This window comes from Neobacillus sp. NPDC093182, from assembly GCF_044754045.1.
Genome location: NZ_JBIVOI010000002.1, coordinates 527,968 through 544,453, shown reverse-complemented (window position 1 = coordinate 544,453; position 16,486 = coordinate 527,968). Strand labels below are relative to the sequence as shown.

Sequence of the window (16,486 nt, the reverse complement as noted above, 5' to 3'; positions counted from 1 at the left end):
TGAAAGAAGAAATTCTTGGGAGGTATTGGAATGTCTAAACCATATTTAATTGTTGAGTGGAATGATACGGAAACGGATGCACAGGGGTGGCTTGTTGTTCATAATTTCGTAAAAGGCTATACAGGTGGCGGTACGAGAATGCATCCGACAGTAACAAAAGAAGAGGTTGAAAGATTGGCCCAAGCAATGGCTTATAAGTATGTAGCTAGTGACAGCGGAACGACCGGAGGATGTAAAGCTGGTATTAAGTATGATTATAAAGCTCCAGATGCTTATGCCGTTTTAAGAAGGTTTTTAATTGCCATGATGCCTTATATTGATAGCGGGGTATCTTTAGGAAGTGACCTAGGTACGAAATACGAAGATGTCCTCCAAATCTTTAACGAATTCGGCATCGACATTCCTCTAACGCAGTCAATGAAAAAAGACCCTGCTGTCCTTCAAGGGATCAAGGATTTTGATGGACTGATGAAAACAAGAATTGATGGATTGCTTTTAAATGATGCCGTCACAGGATATGGTGTTGCATTTTCAGCCGATGAAGCTTGGAAGTTTAAAAATGGTAAGGACGGCGCGAAGGTTGTTATCCAAGGCTTTGGTTGTGTGGGGGCAAGCTGTGCATTAAAACTTTCTCAATTAGGTTACAACATCGTCGGAATTTCAGATGCGAACTTGTTGCTCACATGTGAAGAAGGATTGGATATCCAAAATCTTATTGACCATAAGAATGTATATGGAGAAATGGACCAGGCTTATTTTGAACCAACCTATACGGTAAGACCGAACTCTGAGTGGCTCGATGTGGATTGCGATATTCTTATCCCATGTGCATTAGAGGACGTGATCAACAAGTCTAATGCTGACACGGTTAAAGCGAGTTTGATTGTTGAAGCTGCTAATATACCAGTATCTTCCGAAGGAGATGAAATCATCAAACAAAGAGGCATTGACATCGTTAATGATTTTGTTGCGAACCTAGGGGCAATAAGATTTTATGACGCTGTTATTTTTGGACTGGTCAAACCAGACCCGCAGGCAGTGATGGATGATATTGAAAAGCTATGCCGAAAAAATACCAATCAACTATTTTCAGAAGCGAAGAAACAAAACCGATATCAGCGGGATGTTGCGTATGAAATTTTTAAACCTGAAGTCAGTGATTTAGTAGAGTTTACAAGCATGTCTGAAAAGGAAACCGTCAGATAAGCAGATAATAAAAATTGGTCATGATTTGCCCTATCCCTTATACGGATAGAAAAAATACAGGGGGAATTAGATGAAACCAGAACAAGGGAGTCAACCAAAAGAATTAAAACGTTCGATGAAAAGCAGGCATTTATTTATGCTTTCCATAGGGGGAGTCATTGGAACTGGTCTTTTCCTAGGATCGGGGTATGCGATTGGTGAGGCCGGACCTTTCGGAGCTATTACCGCCTATTTATTCGGCGGCTTGCTCATGTACTTGGTTATGGTTTGTCTTGGGGAGCTATCCGTCGTAATGCCGGTTTCCGGTTCATTTCAGGCCCATGCAGAGCGGTTTATCGGCCCTGCCTCTGGGTTTATGATTGGCTGGACTTACTGGCTTAGCTGGGCCATTTATGTAGGACTAGAGTTTATTGCAGCCGGTTTGCTGATGGCCAGGTGGTTTCCAGATGTACCGGTATGGGTATGGTGTGCCGTTTTCTCCTTACTTTTATTCGGTATAAATGCCTTGACTACAAGAAGCTTTGCTGAGATGGAGTACTGGTTCTCTGCCATTAAAGTAGTAGCTGTTCTCTTTTTTATTGTCGTTGGCGGGGCAGCGATTTTCGGTTTGGTTCCTATAAAGGGACAATCGGCCCCCTACCTTTCAAACTTTTTCGGTGACGGAATATTTCCAACAGGTTTCATCGGTGTCTTTATATCCGTGATGACAGTCGTTTATGCCTTTATGGGTTCAGAAATTATGGGAGTTGCAGCGGGTGAGACAGAGGATCCCGAAAAGAGTATCCCAAAAGCAATCCGGAGTATCATCGTCCGTATTTTACTTTTCTATGTACTGGCCACTTTTGTCTTATCAGCCATTGTTCCGTGGAAACAGGCGGGTGTGCTCGAAAGCCCATTTGTAACTGTATTTGATATGACAGGAATTCCTTATGCGGCTGATATTATGAACTTTGTTATATTAACAGCGATACTTTCAGTGGGAAATACAGGTTTGTTTGCTTGTACGAGAATCCTTTTTTCACTTTCCCAAAGCGGTCAGGCTCCGCGAGCATTCGGTAAGGTAAACAAACGCGGTGTTCCTATGAACGCATTGCTTGTGACACTCGCCTTTGCTTTGCTTTCCTTGCTTACCAGTGTGATAGCAGAAGAAACATTATTTGTTGTCCTGCTTGCGATCAGTGGTGTTGGAGGGGTCGTTACGTGGATGGCCATTGCGTTTGCACAGTATAAATTCCGCAAACAGTTTATTGCGGGTGGCGGAAAGCTTGCGGATTTGAAATATAAAGTTCCTTTCTTCCCGCTAGTTCCAATTGTCTGCATTCTCATGTGCGTAGGAATCGTCGTGTTTACTGCTTTCGATCCGGCACAGCGGACATCGCTTTATATAGGATTCGGCTTTGTTGTCGCTTGTTATGTTTTTTACTACTTTAAATTTACAAGAAAGAAAATGGATACAACCGTCCTAACAAATGGGGAGCCCGATAAACTAGTGCAATAGATTTAAAAAAGTCTAGTGGTGTATGGATAAAAGATGGGCATCCAAAGATCAGACACCTTTCCAATTCAAAGAGAAAATGGTTTAATGGGGTTTTAATTGTCAGAAGGTTCGAATATTGGCTATCCAAATAAAACATATCGTTTACTGAATTACATGTATCTATTCTAAACTAGGATGGTGAAATATGAACAAGAAGGTATATCTATTAACTTTAATACCAGCCTTGGGTTCACTTTTTGTCATTAATCGAGTGGAACCCTATGTACTTGGATTGCCATTTGTCCTTTTTTGGGCTATATGCTGGGTTGGCCTGACATCTTTGTTCTTGATCATTGCTAATAAGCTGGATCCAGCGAATAAGGAGGAAGAAGAATTATGAACGCAGCCCTTCTAGTCATCCTTTTTTTCCTGGGATTGTGTATTTGGTTAGGGCTTCAAGCCCGAAAAGGGAAAGAAATGAATATGGAGCAGTGGTCTGTCGGTGGACGGGGTTTTGGAAGTCTTTTGATGTTCTTTTTGTTAGCGGGTGAGATGTTTACTACCTATACATTCCTGGGAGCAAGTGGTGGTGCTTATCGATCCGGCATGCCTCCTGCCCTATACGCTTTCAATTGCTTCTACTTTGTAATCGCTTACTGGCTGCTGCCGCCTATTTGGAAGTATGCTAAGAAAAATAAAGTCCTATCCCAATCAGATTTTTACGAGAAAAAGTATAACAGTCAGGCACTTGGCATTCTCGTATCAATCATAAGTATTGTTGCCGTTATCCCTTACTTAGTGATGCAGTTAAAAGGATTAGGAATTATTGTATCTGAAGCGTCCTATGGTTCTATTTCTCCTCACACGGCAATCGTCGTAGCGGTTATTGCTGTTACCATTTATGTAACGGTATCTGGGATGCACGGAGCCGCATGGACAGCCATTATTAAAGATATCTTGATCTTAGCTGTTATGGTCTTTATGGGGTTTTATTTCCCTTTTCATTATTACGGCGGCATAGAGCCGATGTTTGAAGCAATTGATACCGCCAAAACTGGATTTTTACTATTCCCAGAACAAGGATTAAGCATTTCGTGGTTTGTTTCGGCTACGATCATGACAGCACTGGCATTCTACATGTTTCCACATATGATGGCGGGGATATTCTCAGCTAAAAGTGGAAAATCACTGCGTATAAATGCAGGGGTAATGCCTATCTATCAGATTATTATCGTTTTTTCTTTGATCATCGGTTTTTCTGGTGTTTTACAAGTGCCAGATTTAAAGGGGCCAGATACAGATTTAGCCTTATTTAAAATGGCGAAATTGTCTTTCGACCCTTGGTTTGTCGGGGTCATTGGGGCAGCTGGAGCCATGGCCGCCCTTATCCCGAGTTCTTTGGTATTGACGGCGGTTTCAACGATTCTTTCTAAAAATATATATAAAGCATGGAAACCGAACACAACAGATCAACAGCTGGCAAAGCTGGCCAAAAGGTTTGTGCCGATTATAGCGTTGGTAACACTTTTCTTTACATTTAATGGAGGGGAATCGATTCTTACGCTATATCTTATGTCTTATAGCTTTATGGTTCAGTTATTTCCTGCTTTGTTTTTTAGCCTTTGGAAAAGGAACCCAGTTACCGTTCAAGGGGCCTTCGCTGGAATGATTGTTGGCAGTATCATCGTCATTTATTCAACCATTACAGAAATGTCACTTGCAACGTTATTCCCGTCATTTCCGAATGTCATTAAGGATTTAGATTTAGGATTAGCCGTATTAATTATCAATATTGCTGTAACGTTGGGAGTAAGTGTTGTAACGAAGAAGTCGGCGGCAAGAGTGGATGATGACACTACTATTAGTAATCTAGTATGAAAAAAAGACTAAAAAAGATTGATAGAAGGAAGAGTATAGGAGGTTTATCGATGCGCCATTTGAATTACATTAACGGCCAATGGCAAGAACCAACTACAAATGAATATAAAGAGAATCTTAGTCCACATAATGGAGAAGGCTTGGGGGAATTCCCATCTAGTGCAGCAGCAGATGTTCACGACGCTGTAGCTGCTGCAAAGAATGCTTTTCCTGCTTGGAAAAAACTCTCTATTCAACAAAGGGCCACTTATTTACAAAAGGCTGCGGCTATTTTGAAAGAAAACATAGAGGAAATAGGACGGGATCTAATTAAGGAAGAAGGAAAAGCGTTTTCGGAAGGGATGGGGGAAGCGAATCGCGCAGTAAGCATCCTCGAATATTTTGCAGCTGAAGCACGGCAGCCACTTGGAGATGTTATTCCGTCCGCGAGTGAGAAAACATTTTTGTATACGACCCGTACACCCCTGGGTCCTATTGGGTTAATTACACCATGGAATTTTCCCATTGCCATTCCAGTTTGGAAGATGGCACCAGCACTTATATACGGAAATACAGTGGTGATTAAGCCTGCTGATTTAACACCGAAATCTGTCTATCGTGTTATGAAAGCTTTTGATGAAGCTGGTCTGCCAGCAGGTGTCCTTAATTGTGTATTTGGCAGAGGATCTGTTATTGGAAATGAATTGGTGAGACATCCAGATATAAAAGCCATTTCTTTCACCGGTTCGAACCAAGTCGGACGGCAGATTCAAAAACAGGCTGTAGAACACGGAAAAAAGGTACAGATGGAAATGGGGGGAAAGAACCCGCTAGTTGTTCTAAATGATGCAGATCTTGAAAGAGCGGTTGAACTAGCTGTAGGCGGAGCATTTAAATCTATCGGTCAAAAATGTACAGCAACGAGTCGTGTGATTGTCGAAGAAGGGATTTACGAGTCATTCCGTGGTAGGCTTGTAAAGCGTACGAAGGAATTAACAATTGGAAACCCGCTAAACGAGGGAACAGTTATTGGGCCGGCCGTGTCAAAAGCACAGCTTGATGGGGTGCTCGAAATGATTGAAACGGGGAAATCAGAAGCAACACTGCTTTGCGGTGGAGAGATCCCGGAAGATGAAGAATTAAAGAATGGTTTTTATGTAAAACCAACAATCTTTGAAAACGTACCTAAAGATGCTCGGATTGCCCGTGAGGAAATTTTCGGTCCAGTTCTTACATTGTTTAAAGTCAAAGATTACGAGGAAGCAGTGGAACTGGCAAATGATACAGAATTTGGTCTTAGCGCAGCCATCTGCACAAACAACTTAACATTGGCCCGCAGGTTCGTTGAAGATGCGGAAGTGGGACTTGTACATGTGAACTCGGAAACTTCGGGAGCAGAACCACAAATGCCTTTTGGCGGATATAAAAATTCTAGTTCCGGCAGTCGTGAACAAGGAAAAGCTGCTATTGAGTTTTATACAGAAGTGAAGACTGTTTATATGGATCCAATGTAATTCTTACTACTCAACAAAGAAAATCAAAATGGAGAGGGGTCCTAATGAAAATGTATGATTTTGCAATAGTTGGCGGAGGAATTGTTGGTTTATCAACAGGGATAGCCATTTATGAGCGTTTTCCTAATGCAAAGGTAGTCGTAATTGAGAAGGAATCCGTTGTTGCCGAACATCAAACAGGGCATAACAGCGGTGTAATTCATTCGGGCATTTATTATAAGCCCGGTAGTATCAAAGCTCGTTTTGCCCGCCAAGGAAGTAAATCGATGACTGCATTCTGCCAAACACATGGTATAGACCATGATATTTGCGGGAAAGTCATTGTTGCAACCAAACAAGAGGAAATACCGATTCTTGAGAATTTATATAAACGAGGGCTGGAAAATGATTTAGCTATTCATAGAATCGGTCCAGATGAATTAAAGGAAATTGAACCACATGTTAATGGTATAGGAGCAATACGTGTTCCGATGGCCGGCATCGTAAATTACAGACAAGTCAGTGAAAAGTTCGCCGAAATTATCCGAGAGAGTGGCGGAGAGATTCGTCTAAATACAAAAGTGGAGAAAATGCACGAAGAATCGGATCAAGTAATCATTGAAACGAATCGCGGAACATTAAAAGCTGGAATGGTCATTAACTGTGCTGGGCTTCACAGTGATCGTGTGGCACAAGCAACAGGATATAAAACAGACATGAAGATTTTGCCTTTTCGAGGCGAGTATTACAAATTAAAACCTGAAAAGCGCTATCTAGTAAAAAATTTAATTTATCCGGTTCCAAATCCAAAGTTCCCATTTCTGGGGGTCCATTTTACACGAATGATCAGCGGTGAAGTTGATGCGGGACCAAATGCTGTGCTTAGCTTTAAACGGGAAGGATACAGAAAGACAGATTTCAATGCAAAGGATTTGATAGAATCATTAAGCTTTCCTGGATTATGGAAAATGGCAGGGAAATTTGCGAAGGAGGGGCTTGATGAATATATTCGCTCCTTCAGTAAGAAACAATTTACAAAGAGCCTTCAGGAACTGATTCCCGAGATCCAAGAAGATGATTTAATTCCTGCACCTGCTGGAGTCCGTGCTCAAGCATTAAGGAGCGATGGAAATATGGTGGATGACTTCCATATCATTCAAGGGAAACGAACAATCCATGTATGTAATGCGCCATCTCCTGCTGCAACCGCTTCAATAGAAATCGGAAAAGAAGTTGTGAATAGAATACCAGAACAAACAAACTTAAAAGAAGAAGTATTAGTTTAACTAATACTTTCGGGAGGAAGACCTATTATGCTAAATGGCAAAACAATTTTTATTGCAGGTCACGCCCGTCTGCCGCAAGGAATGGCAGCAAAAAGTGTCTTCGATACGTTAACAATCACAGCTGAAGTCGATCGTATATATGGCGTAATAGTAGAGGCGTCTTGTACGTTAGCAACCGAACAGGGGAGCGACTTTATTGGCCGTATATTAAAGGGCGTTAGTCTATATGATGGAGTGGAAGGCGCAATTGAAGAAATTGAAACCTATTACCGAGGCAAGGCAACAAATGCTCTTGTTGCGGCATTAAAGGATCTAGACCTTCATTTCCGTCAAATAAAAACGGAAGAAAAGCAAAAGGTAATATAATTGTTTTCAAATTATTCGAAATAGTCTGTTGACAATCTAGCGTATACAAAGTATATTAAAAGTAGTCAATTATTACTAATACTTCCATTCTCTGAATAACACCCTTTCAGATCCATGGATAGATTATTAATACTTGGAAACAGGAAATATAAATAACAATTAACTGCTAATTCATTGTGACTCTATTAACCATAGAGCTGTGAAGTGAATATAAGCCAGTTGTACAAAGAGTCCCGCTATTTTTGGGTACTTTGTGCAGCTGGCTTTTTATATTTCTCGACATCCATATTTTAACAATCTTACACAAAACTGGAGGAATGAAAGATGGTAATCGCAGAAAAACAAAAAGGGAAATTCGAAACAAAAACAAACATGTATGAAGTGGAAATTCACCCGCAAACAGACCGTTTATACCACATTCAGCTTTCGAAAAAGGCCATTCAAGGGTTTTTGGATACCGTCAAAGCAGAGAATTATTCTGTCCTGCATTTAGAATATACACCCTATTCTCGACTGATTGTCTCTTCTATTCTATTAGATCATGTTGGAGAGGAATTCGGCGAGTTACTTCGAAACATCGTTCATGACCGTGAATCTGGCGGATTTACTATTGGTTTGGATGGTGTTACTGAGGATACAGACGAATACGTTATTTTCTCTACTGCTATTTCTTATTTATTAGGTTCATCAAACTTTGATTCAATGTCTGGTAAATATTATGCACGCTTTTCTGTCAAACATACCGATAACAGTGACTCCTATCTCCGTCAAGCCTATCGCTTATTTACCCTTCATACGGATGGGACATTTGTAGATGAGCCGACAGATTGGCTGTTAATGATGAAAATGGTAGAAGAAAATGCACGCGGTGGTGAATCTCGATTATTACACCTTGATGATTGGAAAGACCTTGATAAGTTTTCAACTCATCCATTGGCAAGCCATAAGTTTACTTACAAAGCACCTTCTAGTAAAAATGTAGATCAGGAAATCCAGCGCTTAACCTTCTTCAATTACAATAATAAGCCTGGTGCATGCTTCATCGACCAATTTGTCTATCCTGAAACCATTGAAGAAGCTAAATATCTTCGTGACCTTTCACATTCAATGGAGACCGATGAAAGTGTTACAGAACTCGAACTTCCAGTCGGAGATTTAGTAGTTGTGAACAATATATTCTGGTTACATGGCCGTGCAGCCTTTGAGGTAAATCCCAACTTGAACCGCGAATTACTACGTCAGCGAGGACGTTTTAAACAGTAATCGTTTCAAAAGACAAGCGCCGCCAGGATTTTGTCAAAAATCCAATTTTCTTTTTCTGGGAGTGATTATGATTGACACCGTTTAAACATTTATTTAGTCCAGTTGAAATTGGCCATACTGAATTGAAAAATAGGATTCTAAGTACGGCACACCAAACAAATCATGTTAGGAATGGAATCCCTACATTGGATATGACTGCCTATCATGTAGAACGCGCAAAGGGCGGTGCCGGATTACTTATACTAGAAGCCGCCGCCGCACACCCATCGGGGATGCTGACAACCAAGACAATTGCCGGATATGATAAAAAGGTTGTCCCTGCTTACCAGGGGCTTTCCAATGAATTGCATAAATACGGAGCGAAAGTATTTTCGCAATTATTCCATGGCGGCAGGGAAGTAGTTTCAAGTGAGTATCGGAATGCGGCTTGGGCACCGTCAGCGGTTCCGAGCCTCAGGTTCAGTACGATGCCCAAACCGATGAGTATTGAGGAAATTAAAGATGTAATTGAAGGATTTGCACTGTCAGCTAAATTTGCGAAGGAAGGCGGGCTGGATGGTGTAGAAATCTGCTGCTCACACGGATACTTGCCCGCACAGTTTTGGTCGGAGCAGACCAATCATCGTACCGATGAATATGGGGGATCGTTTGAAAATAGAATGCGCTTTATTGTCGAAGTGATGGAGCGGGTCTGGCAGGAAGTTGGGAGGGACTTTACGGTTGGAATCCGTATGAGTGCAGATGAAATGACAATGGATGGAACAACCGTAAAAGATGCCGTACAAATTGTTGAATATTTGGTCGACAGAGTAAGAGTGGATTTTATTGATATCACCTCCGGAGATTCCAGTACATTTGCCGGATCCACCCATATTGTGCCGCCATCTCCTATGAAGCATGGTTATAACACACCCTATTCATTTAAAATTAGAATGGCTGGTGCTGTACCGGTTTTCGTCGGCTCGCGTATTGTAGATCCGGCAGAAGGGGAGAAGATTGTGGCAACAGGAAAAGCAGATGTTGTCGGCATGACTCGTGCATTAATTGTAGATCCTTACATGCCTAACAAGGCAAAGTCAGGCAATCTTCAGCAAATTGATGCCTGTTTAGGCTGTTTACAGGCTTGTATCGGGCATTATCACAATGGTTTAACCATCGGCTGTGTTCAAAATCCCTCAGCAGGCAGGGAAAATGAAGTGCAAACACTTAAGAAAAGCCTAAGAGACAAGAAGAAAGTTCTTGTGATTGGTGCTGGACCAGCAGGCATGCAAGCAGCGGCTTCATTAGATGAACTTGGCCATAAGGTTATTCTGGCAGATAAGGCGGACAAAATCGGCGGATTATTGAATACATTAAAAAAGATGCCAATGAGACATGAGCTTGCTGAATCGATGCTTGATAATTATACGCGAAAAATATCTGCTAGTAACGTGAACGTTACGCTTGGAATGGCTTTACAACCAGATGATATTAACAAAATTTCACCGGATGCCATTATCTGCGCCACAGGATCAAGACCGTATACCCCTAATATTCCAGGAATCCATGATCCGCGTGTAATGATGGTGGAAGAGGTGTTTCATCATCCGAATAACCATATTGGGAAAAACGTTATTGTATTTGATTTTGCCGGTGATTGGCCAGCCATGGAAGCGGCGATTGATTTGGCGGAAAAGGGGCATATCGTCACGCTAATTACTGCAAGGCTGCATGTGGGTGAAGGCGTGCCTCAATACTTACGAAATGAATATGTAAAAAAGCTTTATCAACTAAACGTAAAAATGATGCCACACTATGATTTAGGAGAAATTAAAGGGGACCGTGTTGTCATTAGAAATCTATTCTCATATGAAAAAGAGACAATGGAAAATTGGGGTTCTATTATTCTTTCGCACGGTCGTGTACCAAATAGTGAACTATATGAACAAATGAAGAAATTAGCACCTGAAGTATGGCAAATCGGTGATTGCTTGGCGCCGAGAACAATAGAAGAGGCAACTTTTGAGGGTATGTCTATAAGTTTGCGATTAGGAGTCCAAGACAATGGAAATCTTTCCATTTCAACTAGTAAAGGGCTTCTAACGAAATAATATTGAAACCCTCAAAGTTTTTAAAAATAAGAGCTTGAATGTATGGGATGAGCAGGAGGTGGGAGTTTTTGAAAGGAGCTTTGGAAGGTATAAAAGTATTGGATTTAACGAGGGTACTGGCGGGTCCATACTGTACGATGATTCTTGGGGACCTTGGAGCAGATATCATGAAAGTGGAGGCTCCGGGAGGCAGTGATGAAACGCGGGGCTGGGGGCCGCCGTTCCAAAATGGTGTAAGTGCCTATTATTTATGCGCTAACCGCAATAAGCGCAGCATCACCGTAAATCTGAAAACCGAAGAGGGAAGGGAAATCATTCGCACTTTAGCCAAAGATGCGGACGTAGTGATTAATAACTTCAAAACCGGTTCAATGGAAAATTGGGACTTGGACTATGACTCTTTGAAAGCGATCAACCCGAGGCTGGTATATTGCTCCATCACAGGCTTTGGCGAAACGGGACCATATCGGCATTTGCCGGGCTATGATTACATTATTCAGGGAATGAGTGGACTGATGAGCATTACCGGGAATGATGGAAGTGGGCCAATGAAAATTGGCGTAGCAATGGTTGATATTTTAACAGGTTTATATTCTGCCATTTCGATTGAAGCAGCATTACTGGAAAGAGAGAAATCCGGACAAGGGCAAAAAATAGATATGTCGCTTATGGATACGGCGGTAAGCTCACTCGCCAATGTAGCAAGCAATTATCTTATATCTGGAGCAATCCCAAGAAGACTTGGTAACGACCATCCAAATATTGTGCCTTACTCAACATTCAGGGCAATGGATGGAGAAATAATCATTGCAGTTGGTAACAACCGGCAGTTTGCCACCCTTTGTGAAGTAATGGGAATAAGTGAAATTGCAGCAGATGAACGGTTCCATACCAATGAAGCAAGGGTTAATAATAAACTTGAACTCACTGGCATTTTAGAAAACCTGCTGCAAATCAAACCAGTCAATGAGTGGATGGAGCTGTTTTCACAGCATAATATTCCGTGCGGTCCTATTGCGATGATGGATCAGGTATTTAATCATCCACAAGTATTGGCCCGGGAGATGGTCGTTGAAGTGGATCACCCGGAAGCTGGTTCAGTCAAGCTAGTCGGCTCGCCCATTAAACTGTCAAGAACGAAGACAAAAATAGAACGTCATCCCCCGATTGCTGGGGAACATACCGTTGAAATCTTGGAGCAGGCGGGATATTCACACGTGGAAATTGAACAATTAAAAAAGAATAATATTATACAAATTTACCAGGAGGCCTATACGCTATGAATTTTGAATTTTCGGAAGAGCAGGTAATGTTAAGAAAAATGGTTAGAAGTTTCGTAGATAAAGAAATTATTCCAAATATGAAAGAATGGGACGAGCAAGGGAAATTCGATCCGATTATTTGGAAACGATTAAGTGAGCTGGATCTTATGGGTGTTTGTATTCCTGAAGAATATGGCGGAAGCGGCATGGATTACAATTCACTCGCCATTGTTTGTGAAGAAATGGAAAGAGGCGATACTACTTTCCGTACCGCTGTATCCGTTCACATCGGCTTAAACAGTTTAACACTACTGCAATGGGGTAATGAGGAACAAAAACAAAAATATCTCGTTCCGCAGGCAAAAGGTGAAAAAATCGGCGCCTTTGGGTTAACGGAACCAGGGGCAGGTTCAGACGTGGCGGCCCTTCAGACAACTGTAGTAAAAGACGGGGATGACTATATTTTAAACGGTTCGAAAACTTGGATTTCCCTTTGTGATGTAGCGGATCATTTCATTGTGTTTGCCTATACGGATAAATCGAAAAAACACCACGGTATTTCTGCATTTATTGTGGAGCGCACCATGCCTGGTTTCTCATCAAAAGCAATTAAAGGCAAAATGGGTATCCGTTCCGGAAATACAGGAGAGTTATTCTTTGATAATGTAAGGGTTCCAAAGGAAAACCTATTAGGTTTAGAGGGTGAAGGGTTTAAAATCGCTATGGCCGCACTTGATAACGGTCGTTTTACCGTTGCAGCAGGAGCTGTAGGTCTGATTATGGCAAGCTTGGAGGAAAGCGTAAAATATTGTCATGAGCGTAAAACATTCGGCAAAGAAATCGGCCGGCACCAGCTTGTACAGCAAATGATTGCAAATATGGAAGCTGGATTGCAAATGAGCAGCTTACTCGTGTACCGTGCCGGTGAGCTTAAAAATAGGGGAGTACGTAACACAAGGGAAACATCACTCGCTAAATGGCAGGCCTGTGATTTTGCCAACAAAGCAGCTGATGACGCGGTTCAAATTCATGGGGCTTACGGGTTTTCAAGCGAATATCCTGTTGAACGATTCTTAAGAAACTCAAAAGCACCTGTTATTTACGAAGGAACTAGGGAAGTTCATACGATTATGCAGGCTGAATATGTTCTTGGTTATCGTGTGGATAAGTCGTTAAATAAAAAACTGCCGGCATGGCCGTATGAAAAAGATACGGTAAAGAGTAGGTAAAGGAATTCACAATGAAAGCATAGAATGAATGTAATAGACTTCCCTTGTTAACGGGGGAAGTCTATTACTGGTTTTGGCCGAACAGGTAAAATGTCCCTTAACATCACCGAATTATTGATTTAGAGATTCATATTGTTTATACAAATCCTTTAACGCTGCAATTAGCGCGTGATTGGCTTTTCCTAAATAACCCTCTTTTAACTCTTCAAGAGGCATGTCAATCCCATTTCTCAAACTATGGCCTTTTAGCAGTCTTGCAATATAATCTCTCCCATGTTCAGTTGCCAGCGTACAAGAGGCATCCACAATTACCCCGTAATATTTATCAATTTCTGCCGTAATAGTCAGTGTTTCATATATACTTCTAGCTGCCATTCCTGTAGGTAATTTCGCATGTCCAGCAATAAAAATGGTATTCATTCGAACACTCTCCTAAATGAAGATTTACTTTTAGAATAATATAAAATCGAAGAAATAGTAAGGATAATTACTGCACTCCATATAATATATAAGCTTTGTAGTGAATGTAGAAAGAATTGTAAGAGTAGGAAATGATAAAAACCTTTGTACTCTTCATTAATTGCTTTTAGTAACGTTCCAATCTTTACATTACAAACTCCGGGAACTTTTGCAGAAAAACGAACCAGCCGTTTCAACCCGACCAATTCCCCCTTTGAAAACTCCTTCTTCTTCACCGCTAACCACATCTCCACATGCATATTAAACTCCTTCACACTCTTAAACTGAGAATACTGTTACTTGCGAACAGTGCCTGGCACTGTTCGTGTTTTTTATGGTGCAAAGTATTTCTTTATACTTATAATTAAATTAACAATCTTGAGAAGAGAGTGAAAGAGAATGGAAATTTTAAAAAATGGTTGGGCTTCTTTCTTGGAAGAGGAATTTGAGAAAACGTATTACCAACAATTAAGAAAAAAATTACTGACGGAATATCAAACAAAGGTCATTTATCCGGATAAACATGATATTTTTAATGCGCTCCATTACACTTCCTATAAAGATACGAAAGTAGTTATTATTGGTCAAGATCCCTATCATGGCCCTGGACAAGCTCATGGTTTAAGTTTTTCCGTTAAACCGGGAATGAAAATTCCCCCATCTTTACGGAATATCTATAAGGAACTTCAGGAAGATGTGGGGTGCTCTATTCCTAATCATGGTTACCTAGTGGAATGGGCCAAGCAGGGGGTATTGATGTTAAATGCGGTACTAACTGTCCAGGCTGGAAATGCAAACTCACATAAAGGTCTCGGTTGGGAAGTGTTTACCAATAGAGTCATAGAAAGATTGAATCAAAGGGAGAAGCCTGTAATTTTCGTCCTTTGGGGTAATTTTGCACAGCAAAAACAACAATTGATTACATCATCCCATCACTTCATTATTAAATCACCTCACCCGAGCCCATTGTCTGCCCATAATGGCTTCTTCGGCAGCCGGCCATTTTCCCAAGCCAATATGTACTTGAGGGAAATAGGGAGTAAGGAGATTGATTGGCAAATTAAAAATTTATAAGTATTAAAAATAACTGAGGCTGACCAAAAGATCGATAATCAACGACCTTTTGGGTTAGCCTCTTTTTCTTTTATTAATTGTTCTACTGCCGAAATATCTGCTGGTGCCCACTTGAGAGATTCAAGATTGTTTCTTTTTAACCAAATTAACTTGGAATGCTCACTCGGAATTGGGGTTCCTTTGACAACTTTGCATTTAATCGAAATTAAATTAATGATAAATGTTTCATATTCGTGTGTGTTGTTGTTAAAGACTTCTTTTGTTGTTTCAATTTTACATTCCAATTCTTCATCAATTTCTCTTTCCAGTGCTGAATATATGTCTTCATTTGCCTCAACTTTTCCACCAGGGAACTCCCACATATTAGGGATAGCCATTTCTGGCGATCTTAGCGCGCATAGTATTTCGTTATTTTCATTTTCAATAATTGCAGCAACGACTTTTACGAGTTTTTTCATGAAAGCCTCCAATGGTTTTATAATAATAATATCACTTTCTTTAAGATAGATTCTCATGAAAGGTAAAGGCCAAAGATACTTTTTAGAACCTTTTAAGCAGAATCCTAATGATTCCAACATAAATATATTTGTTTTTCTAAAAATAATCCTTCCTTGTGATTCCCTAAAGTGTTTCTACAATTCAGTTTTTAATGATAAAATTTCTATTACTATAGAAAAAGGTGATTAGTTGCAGAAATGTTCATGGTGTATGAGACAGTTTATTCAATCTGTTAATAATACAATAAATTTGTAATTTGCCTAAATGTATCAGTGATATTACTAAGCTGTAGACTGTAAAGCAAAAACTAATCAAACGTTTGATTAAATCGACTGGTAAACTAATCAAACGTTTGATTAACGGGTGAGAAGTCTTGGTACATCTGGTTTTGAAATCTAATTAAACGTTTGATGAACAAATTTGGCAGTCTAATGACGGAAGGGATTATCATGAAAGAGATACAAACTTTTGCAAAAAAGTATCAAGAAGAAATGGGATGGGAAATTTCTGAGGAGAGCTATGCTAAGAGTAGGGACTCTCTATTAAATAATTACATGCTTCTAACCACGGAGGTCGCCGAAGTTGCGGAAGAGCTGCGGAAGGCATTTAACCTGAAGACTTCCTATGTCGAAAATGGCATGGACGAGAAACAGGCATTTGAGTTAGCAAAGTATCAGATTAAAGATGACATGGGCAAGGAATTGTCAGACTGTCTGGCGTACATGCTGAAATTTTATAATTATTTTGGAATCGATTTAGAAGAAAGCTTTTACGATAAAATGGAAGAAGTTAAAAATCGCAGGAACAAGGATTTAGTAAAAACTGAGAAATGAAACCATTCATAAGAACCAAGATTTATTTTGTGATATCAATATAAGAATACATCAGTAAACTTAAAACGAATAAAAAGGGTTGGTCCAACGAGG

General features: G+C 40.5%; 15 protein-coding genes. 13 read left to right on the top strand and 2 right to left on the bottom strand.

Annotated features, from left to right (window positions below; translation table 11 throughout):
- Nucleotides 1-30: 30 nt before the first annotated feature.
- The 11 genes from ACIQAA_RS07310 to ACIQAA_RS07260 all read left to right on the top strand — a co-directional run bounded on the left by ACIQAA_RS07310 (nucleotide 31) and on the right by ACIQAA_RS07260 (nucleotide 13,529).
- Nucleotides 31-1,206 (top strand): Glu/Leu/Phe/Val family dehydrogenase, encoded by a 1,176-nt coding sequence (locus ACIQAA_RS07310; protein WP_402616987.1) that lies wholly within the window; start codon nucleotides 31-33, stop codon nucleotides 1,204-1,206.
- 70 nt (nucleotides 1,207-1,276) lie between these two features.
- Complete coding sequence (locus ACIQAA_RS07305) at nucleotides 1,277-2,704, top strand: amino acid permease (protein ID WP_402616985.1); 1,428 nt, start codon at nucleotides 1,277-1,279, stop codon at nucleotides 2,702-2,704.
- Between the two features lie 184 nt (nucleotides 2,705-2,888).
- Nucleotides 2,889-3,083 (top strand): DUF3311 domain-containing protein, encoded by a 195-nt coding sequence (locus ACIQAA_RS07300; RefSeq protein WP_402616982.1) that lies wholly within the window; start codon nucleotides 2,889-2,891, stop codon nucleotides 3,081-3,083.
- Nucleotides 3,080-4,561, top strand: coding sequence for a sodium:solute symporter family protein (locus ACIQAA_RS07295; RefSeq protein ID WP_402616980.1), 1,482 nt, complete (start codon nucleotides 3,080-3,082; stop codon nucleotides 4,559-4,561). The genes ACIQAA_RS07300 and ACIQAA_RS07295 overlap by 4 nt, the downstream gene beginning before the upstream one ends.
- Nucleotides 4,562-4,611: 50 nt before the next feature.
- Nucleotides 4,612-6,054 (top strand): aldehyde dehydrogenase family protein, encoded by a 1,443-nt coding sequence (locus ACIQAA_RS07290; protein WP_402616977.1) that lies wholly within the window; start codon nucleotides 4,612-4,614, stop codon nucleotides 6,052-6,054.
- Between the two features lie 50 nt (nucleotides 6,055-6,104).
- The gene (gene lhgO, locus ACIQAA_RS07285) at nucleotides 6,105-7,319 is read left to right on the top strand and encodes an L-2-hydroxyglutarate oxidase (protein WP_402617116.1); all 1,215 of its coding nucleotides are present in this window, start codon (nucleotides 6,105-6,107) and stop codon (nucleotides 7,317-7,319) included.
- 27 nt (nucleotides 7,320-7,346) lie between these two features.
- Entirely contained in the window at nucleotides 7,347-7,685 is a 339-nt protein-coding gene (locus tag ACIQAA_RS07280) for a DUF3870 domain-containing protein (protein WP_402616974.1), read from the top strand.
- Between the two features lie 324 nt (nucleotides 7,686-8,009).
- Nucleotides 8,010-8,948 (top strand): glutarate dioxygenase GlaH, encoded by a 939-nt coding sequence (glaH, locus tag ACIQAA_RS07275; protein ID WP_402616971.1) that lies wholly within the window; start codon nucleotides 8,010-8,012, stop codon nucleotides 8,946-8,948.
- A gap of 71 nt (nucleotides 8,949-9,019) precedes the next feature.
- The gene (locus tag ACIQAA_RS07270; protein ID WP_402616968.1) at nucleotides 9,020-11,038 is read left to right on the top strand and encodes an oxidoreductase; all 2,019 of its coding nucleotides are present in this window, start codon (nucleotides 9,020-9,022) and stop codon (nucleotides 11,036-11,038) included.
- Nucleotides 11,039-11,106: 68 nt separating this feature from the next.
- Nucleotides 11,107-12,321: a CaiB/BaiF CoA transferase family protein gene (locus ACIQAA_RS07265; protein WP_402616966.1), complete on the top strand. Its 1,215-nt coding sequence runs from the start codon at nucleotides 11,107-11,109 to the stop codon at nucleotides 12,319-12,321.
- Nucleotides 12,318-13,529 (top strand): acyl-CoA dehydrogenase family protein, encoded by a 1,212-nt coding sequence (locus tag ACIQAA_RS07260; protein ID WP_402616963.1) that lies wholly within the window; start codon nucleotides 12,318-12,320, stop codon nucleotides 13,527-13,529. Before ACIQAA_RS07265 ends, ACIQAA_RS07260 begins: the two co-directional genes overlap by 4 nt.
- 111 nt (nucleotides 13,530-13,640) lie before the next feature.
- On the opposite strand, the gene ACIQAA_RS07255 is transcribed toward ACIQAA_RS07260, so the two are convergent.
- Nucleotides 13,641-13,949 (bottom strand): DUF3870 domain-containing protein, encoded by a 309-nt coding sequence (locus ACIQAA_RS07255; protein ID WP_402616960.1) that lies wholly within the window; start codon nucleotides 13,947-13,949, stop codon nucleotides 13,641-13,643.
- A gap of 438 nt (nucleotides 13,950-14,387) precedes the next feature.
- On the opposite strand from ACIQAA_RS07255, the gene ACIQAA_RS07250 reads away from it, so the two are divergent.
- Entirely contained in the window at nucleotides 14,388-15,062 is a 675-nt protein-coding gene (locus tag ACIQAA_RS07250) for a uracil-DNA glycosylase (protein ID WP_402616958.1), read from the top strand.
- A 38-nt stretch (nucleotides 15,063-15,100) separates the two neighbouring features.
- Here ACIQAA_RS07250 and ACIQAA_RS07245 read toward each other — a convergent pair whose 3' ends face one another.
- Nucleotides 15,101-15,520, bottom strand: a complete 420-nt coding sequence (locus ACIQAA_RS07245) for a (deoxy)nucleoside triphosphate pyrophosphohydrolase (protein WP_402616956.1) — start codon at nucleotides 15,518-15,520, stop codon at nucleotides 15,101-15,103.
- 489 nt (nucleotides 15,521-16,009) lie between these two features.
- Between ACIQAA_RS07245 and ACIQAA_RS07240 the strand changes: the two genes are divergently transcribed.
- Nucleotides 16,010-16,393, top strand: coding sequence for a MazG nucleotide pyrophosphohydrolase domain-containing protein (locus tag ACIQAA_RS07240; protein WP_402616953.1), 384 nt, complete (start codon nucleotides 16,010-16,012; stop codon nucleotides 16,391-16,393).
- Nucleotides 16,394-16,486: the final 93 nt, after the last annotated feature.

Excerpts from the sequence above, each read along its gene's own strand:
- ACIQAA_RS07310 (WP_402616987.1), top strand. The coding sequence starts at position 31 with ATGTCTAAACCATATTTAATTGTTGAGTGGAATGATACGGAAACGGAT.
- ACIQAA_RS07305 (WP_402616985.1), top strand. The coding sequence starts at position 1,277 with ATGAAACCAGAACAAGGGAGTCAACCAAAAGAATTAAAACGTTCGATG.
- ACIQAA_RS07300 (WP_402616982.1), top strand. The coding sequence starts at position 2,889 with ATGAACAAGAAGGTATATCTATTAACTTTAATACCAGCCTTGGGTTCA.
- ACIQAA_RS07295 (WP_402616980.1), top strand. The coding sequence starts at position 3,080 with ATGAACGCAGCCCTTCTAGTCATCCTTTTTTTCCTGGGATTGTGTATT.
- ACIQAA_RS07290 (WP_402616977.1), top strand. The coding sequence starts at position 4,612 with ATGCGCCATTTGAATTACATTAACGGCCAATGGCAAGAACCAACTACA.
- lhgO (WP_402617116.1), top strand. The coding sequence starts at position 6,105 with ATGTATGATTTTGCAATAGTTGGCGGAGGAATTGTTGGTTTATCAACA.
- ACIQAA_RS07280 (WP_402616974.1), top strand. The coding sequence starts at position 7,347 with ATGCTAAATGGCAAAACAATTTTTATTGCAGGTCACGCCCGTCTGCCG.
- glaH (WP_402616971.1), top strand. The coding sequence starts at position 8,010 with ATGGTAATCGCAGAAAAACAAAAAGGGAAATTCGAAACAAAAACAAAC.
- ACIQAA_RS07260 (WP_402616963.1), top strand. The coding sequence starts at position 12,318 with ATGAATTTTGAATTTTCGGAAGAGCAGGTAATGTTAAGAAAAATGGTT.
- ACIQAA_RS07255 (WP_402616960.1), bottom strand. The coding sequence starts at position 13,949 with ATGAATACCATTTTTATTGCTGGACATGCGAAATTACCTACAGGAATG.
- ACIQAA_RS07250 (WP_402616958.1), top strand. The coding sequence starts at position 14,388 with ATGGAAATTTTAAAAAATGGTTGGGCTTCTTTCTTGGAAGAGGAATTT.
- ACIQAA_RS07245 (WP_402616956.1), bottom strand. The coding sequence starts at position 15,520 with ATGAAAAAACTCGTAAAAGTCGTTGCTGCAATTATTGAAAATGAAAAT.
- ACIQAA_RS07240 (WP_402616953.1), top strand. The coding sequence starts at position 16,010 with ATGAAAGAGATACAAACTTTTGCAAAAAAGTATCAAGAAGAAATGGGA.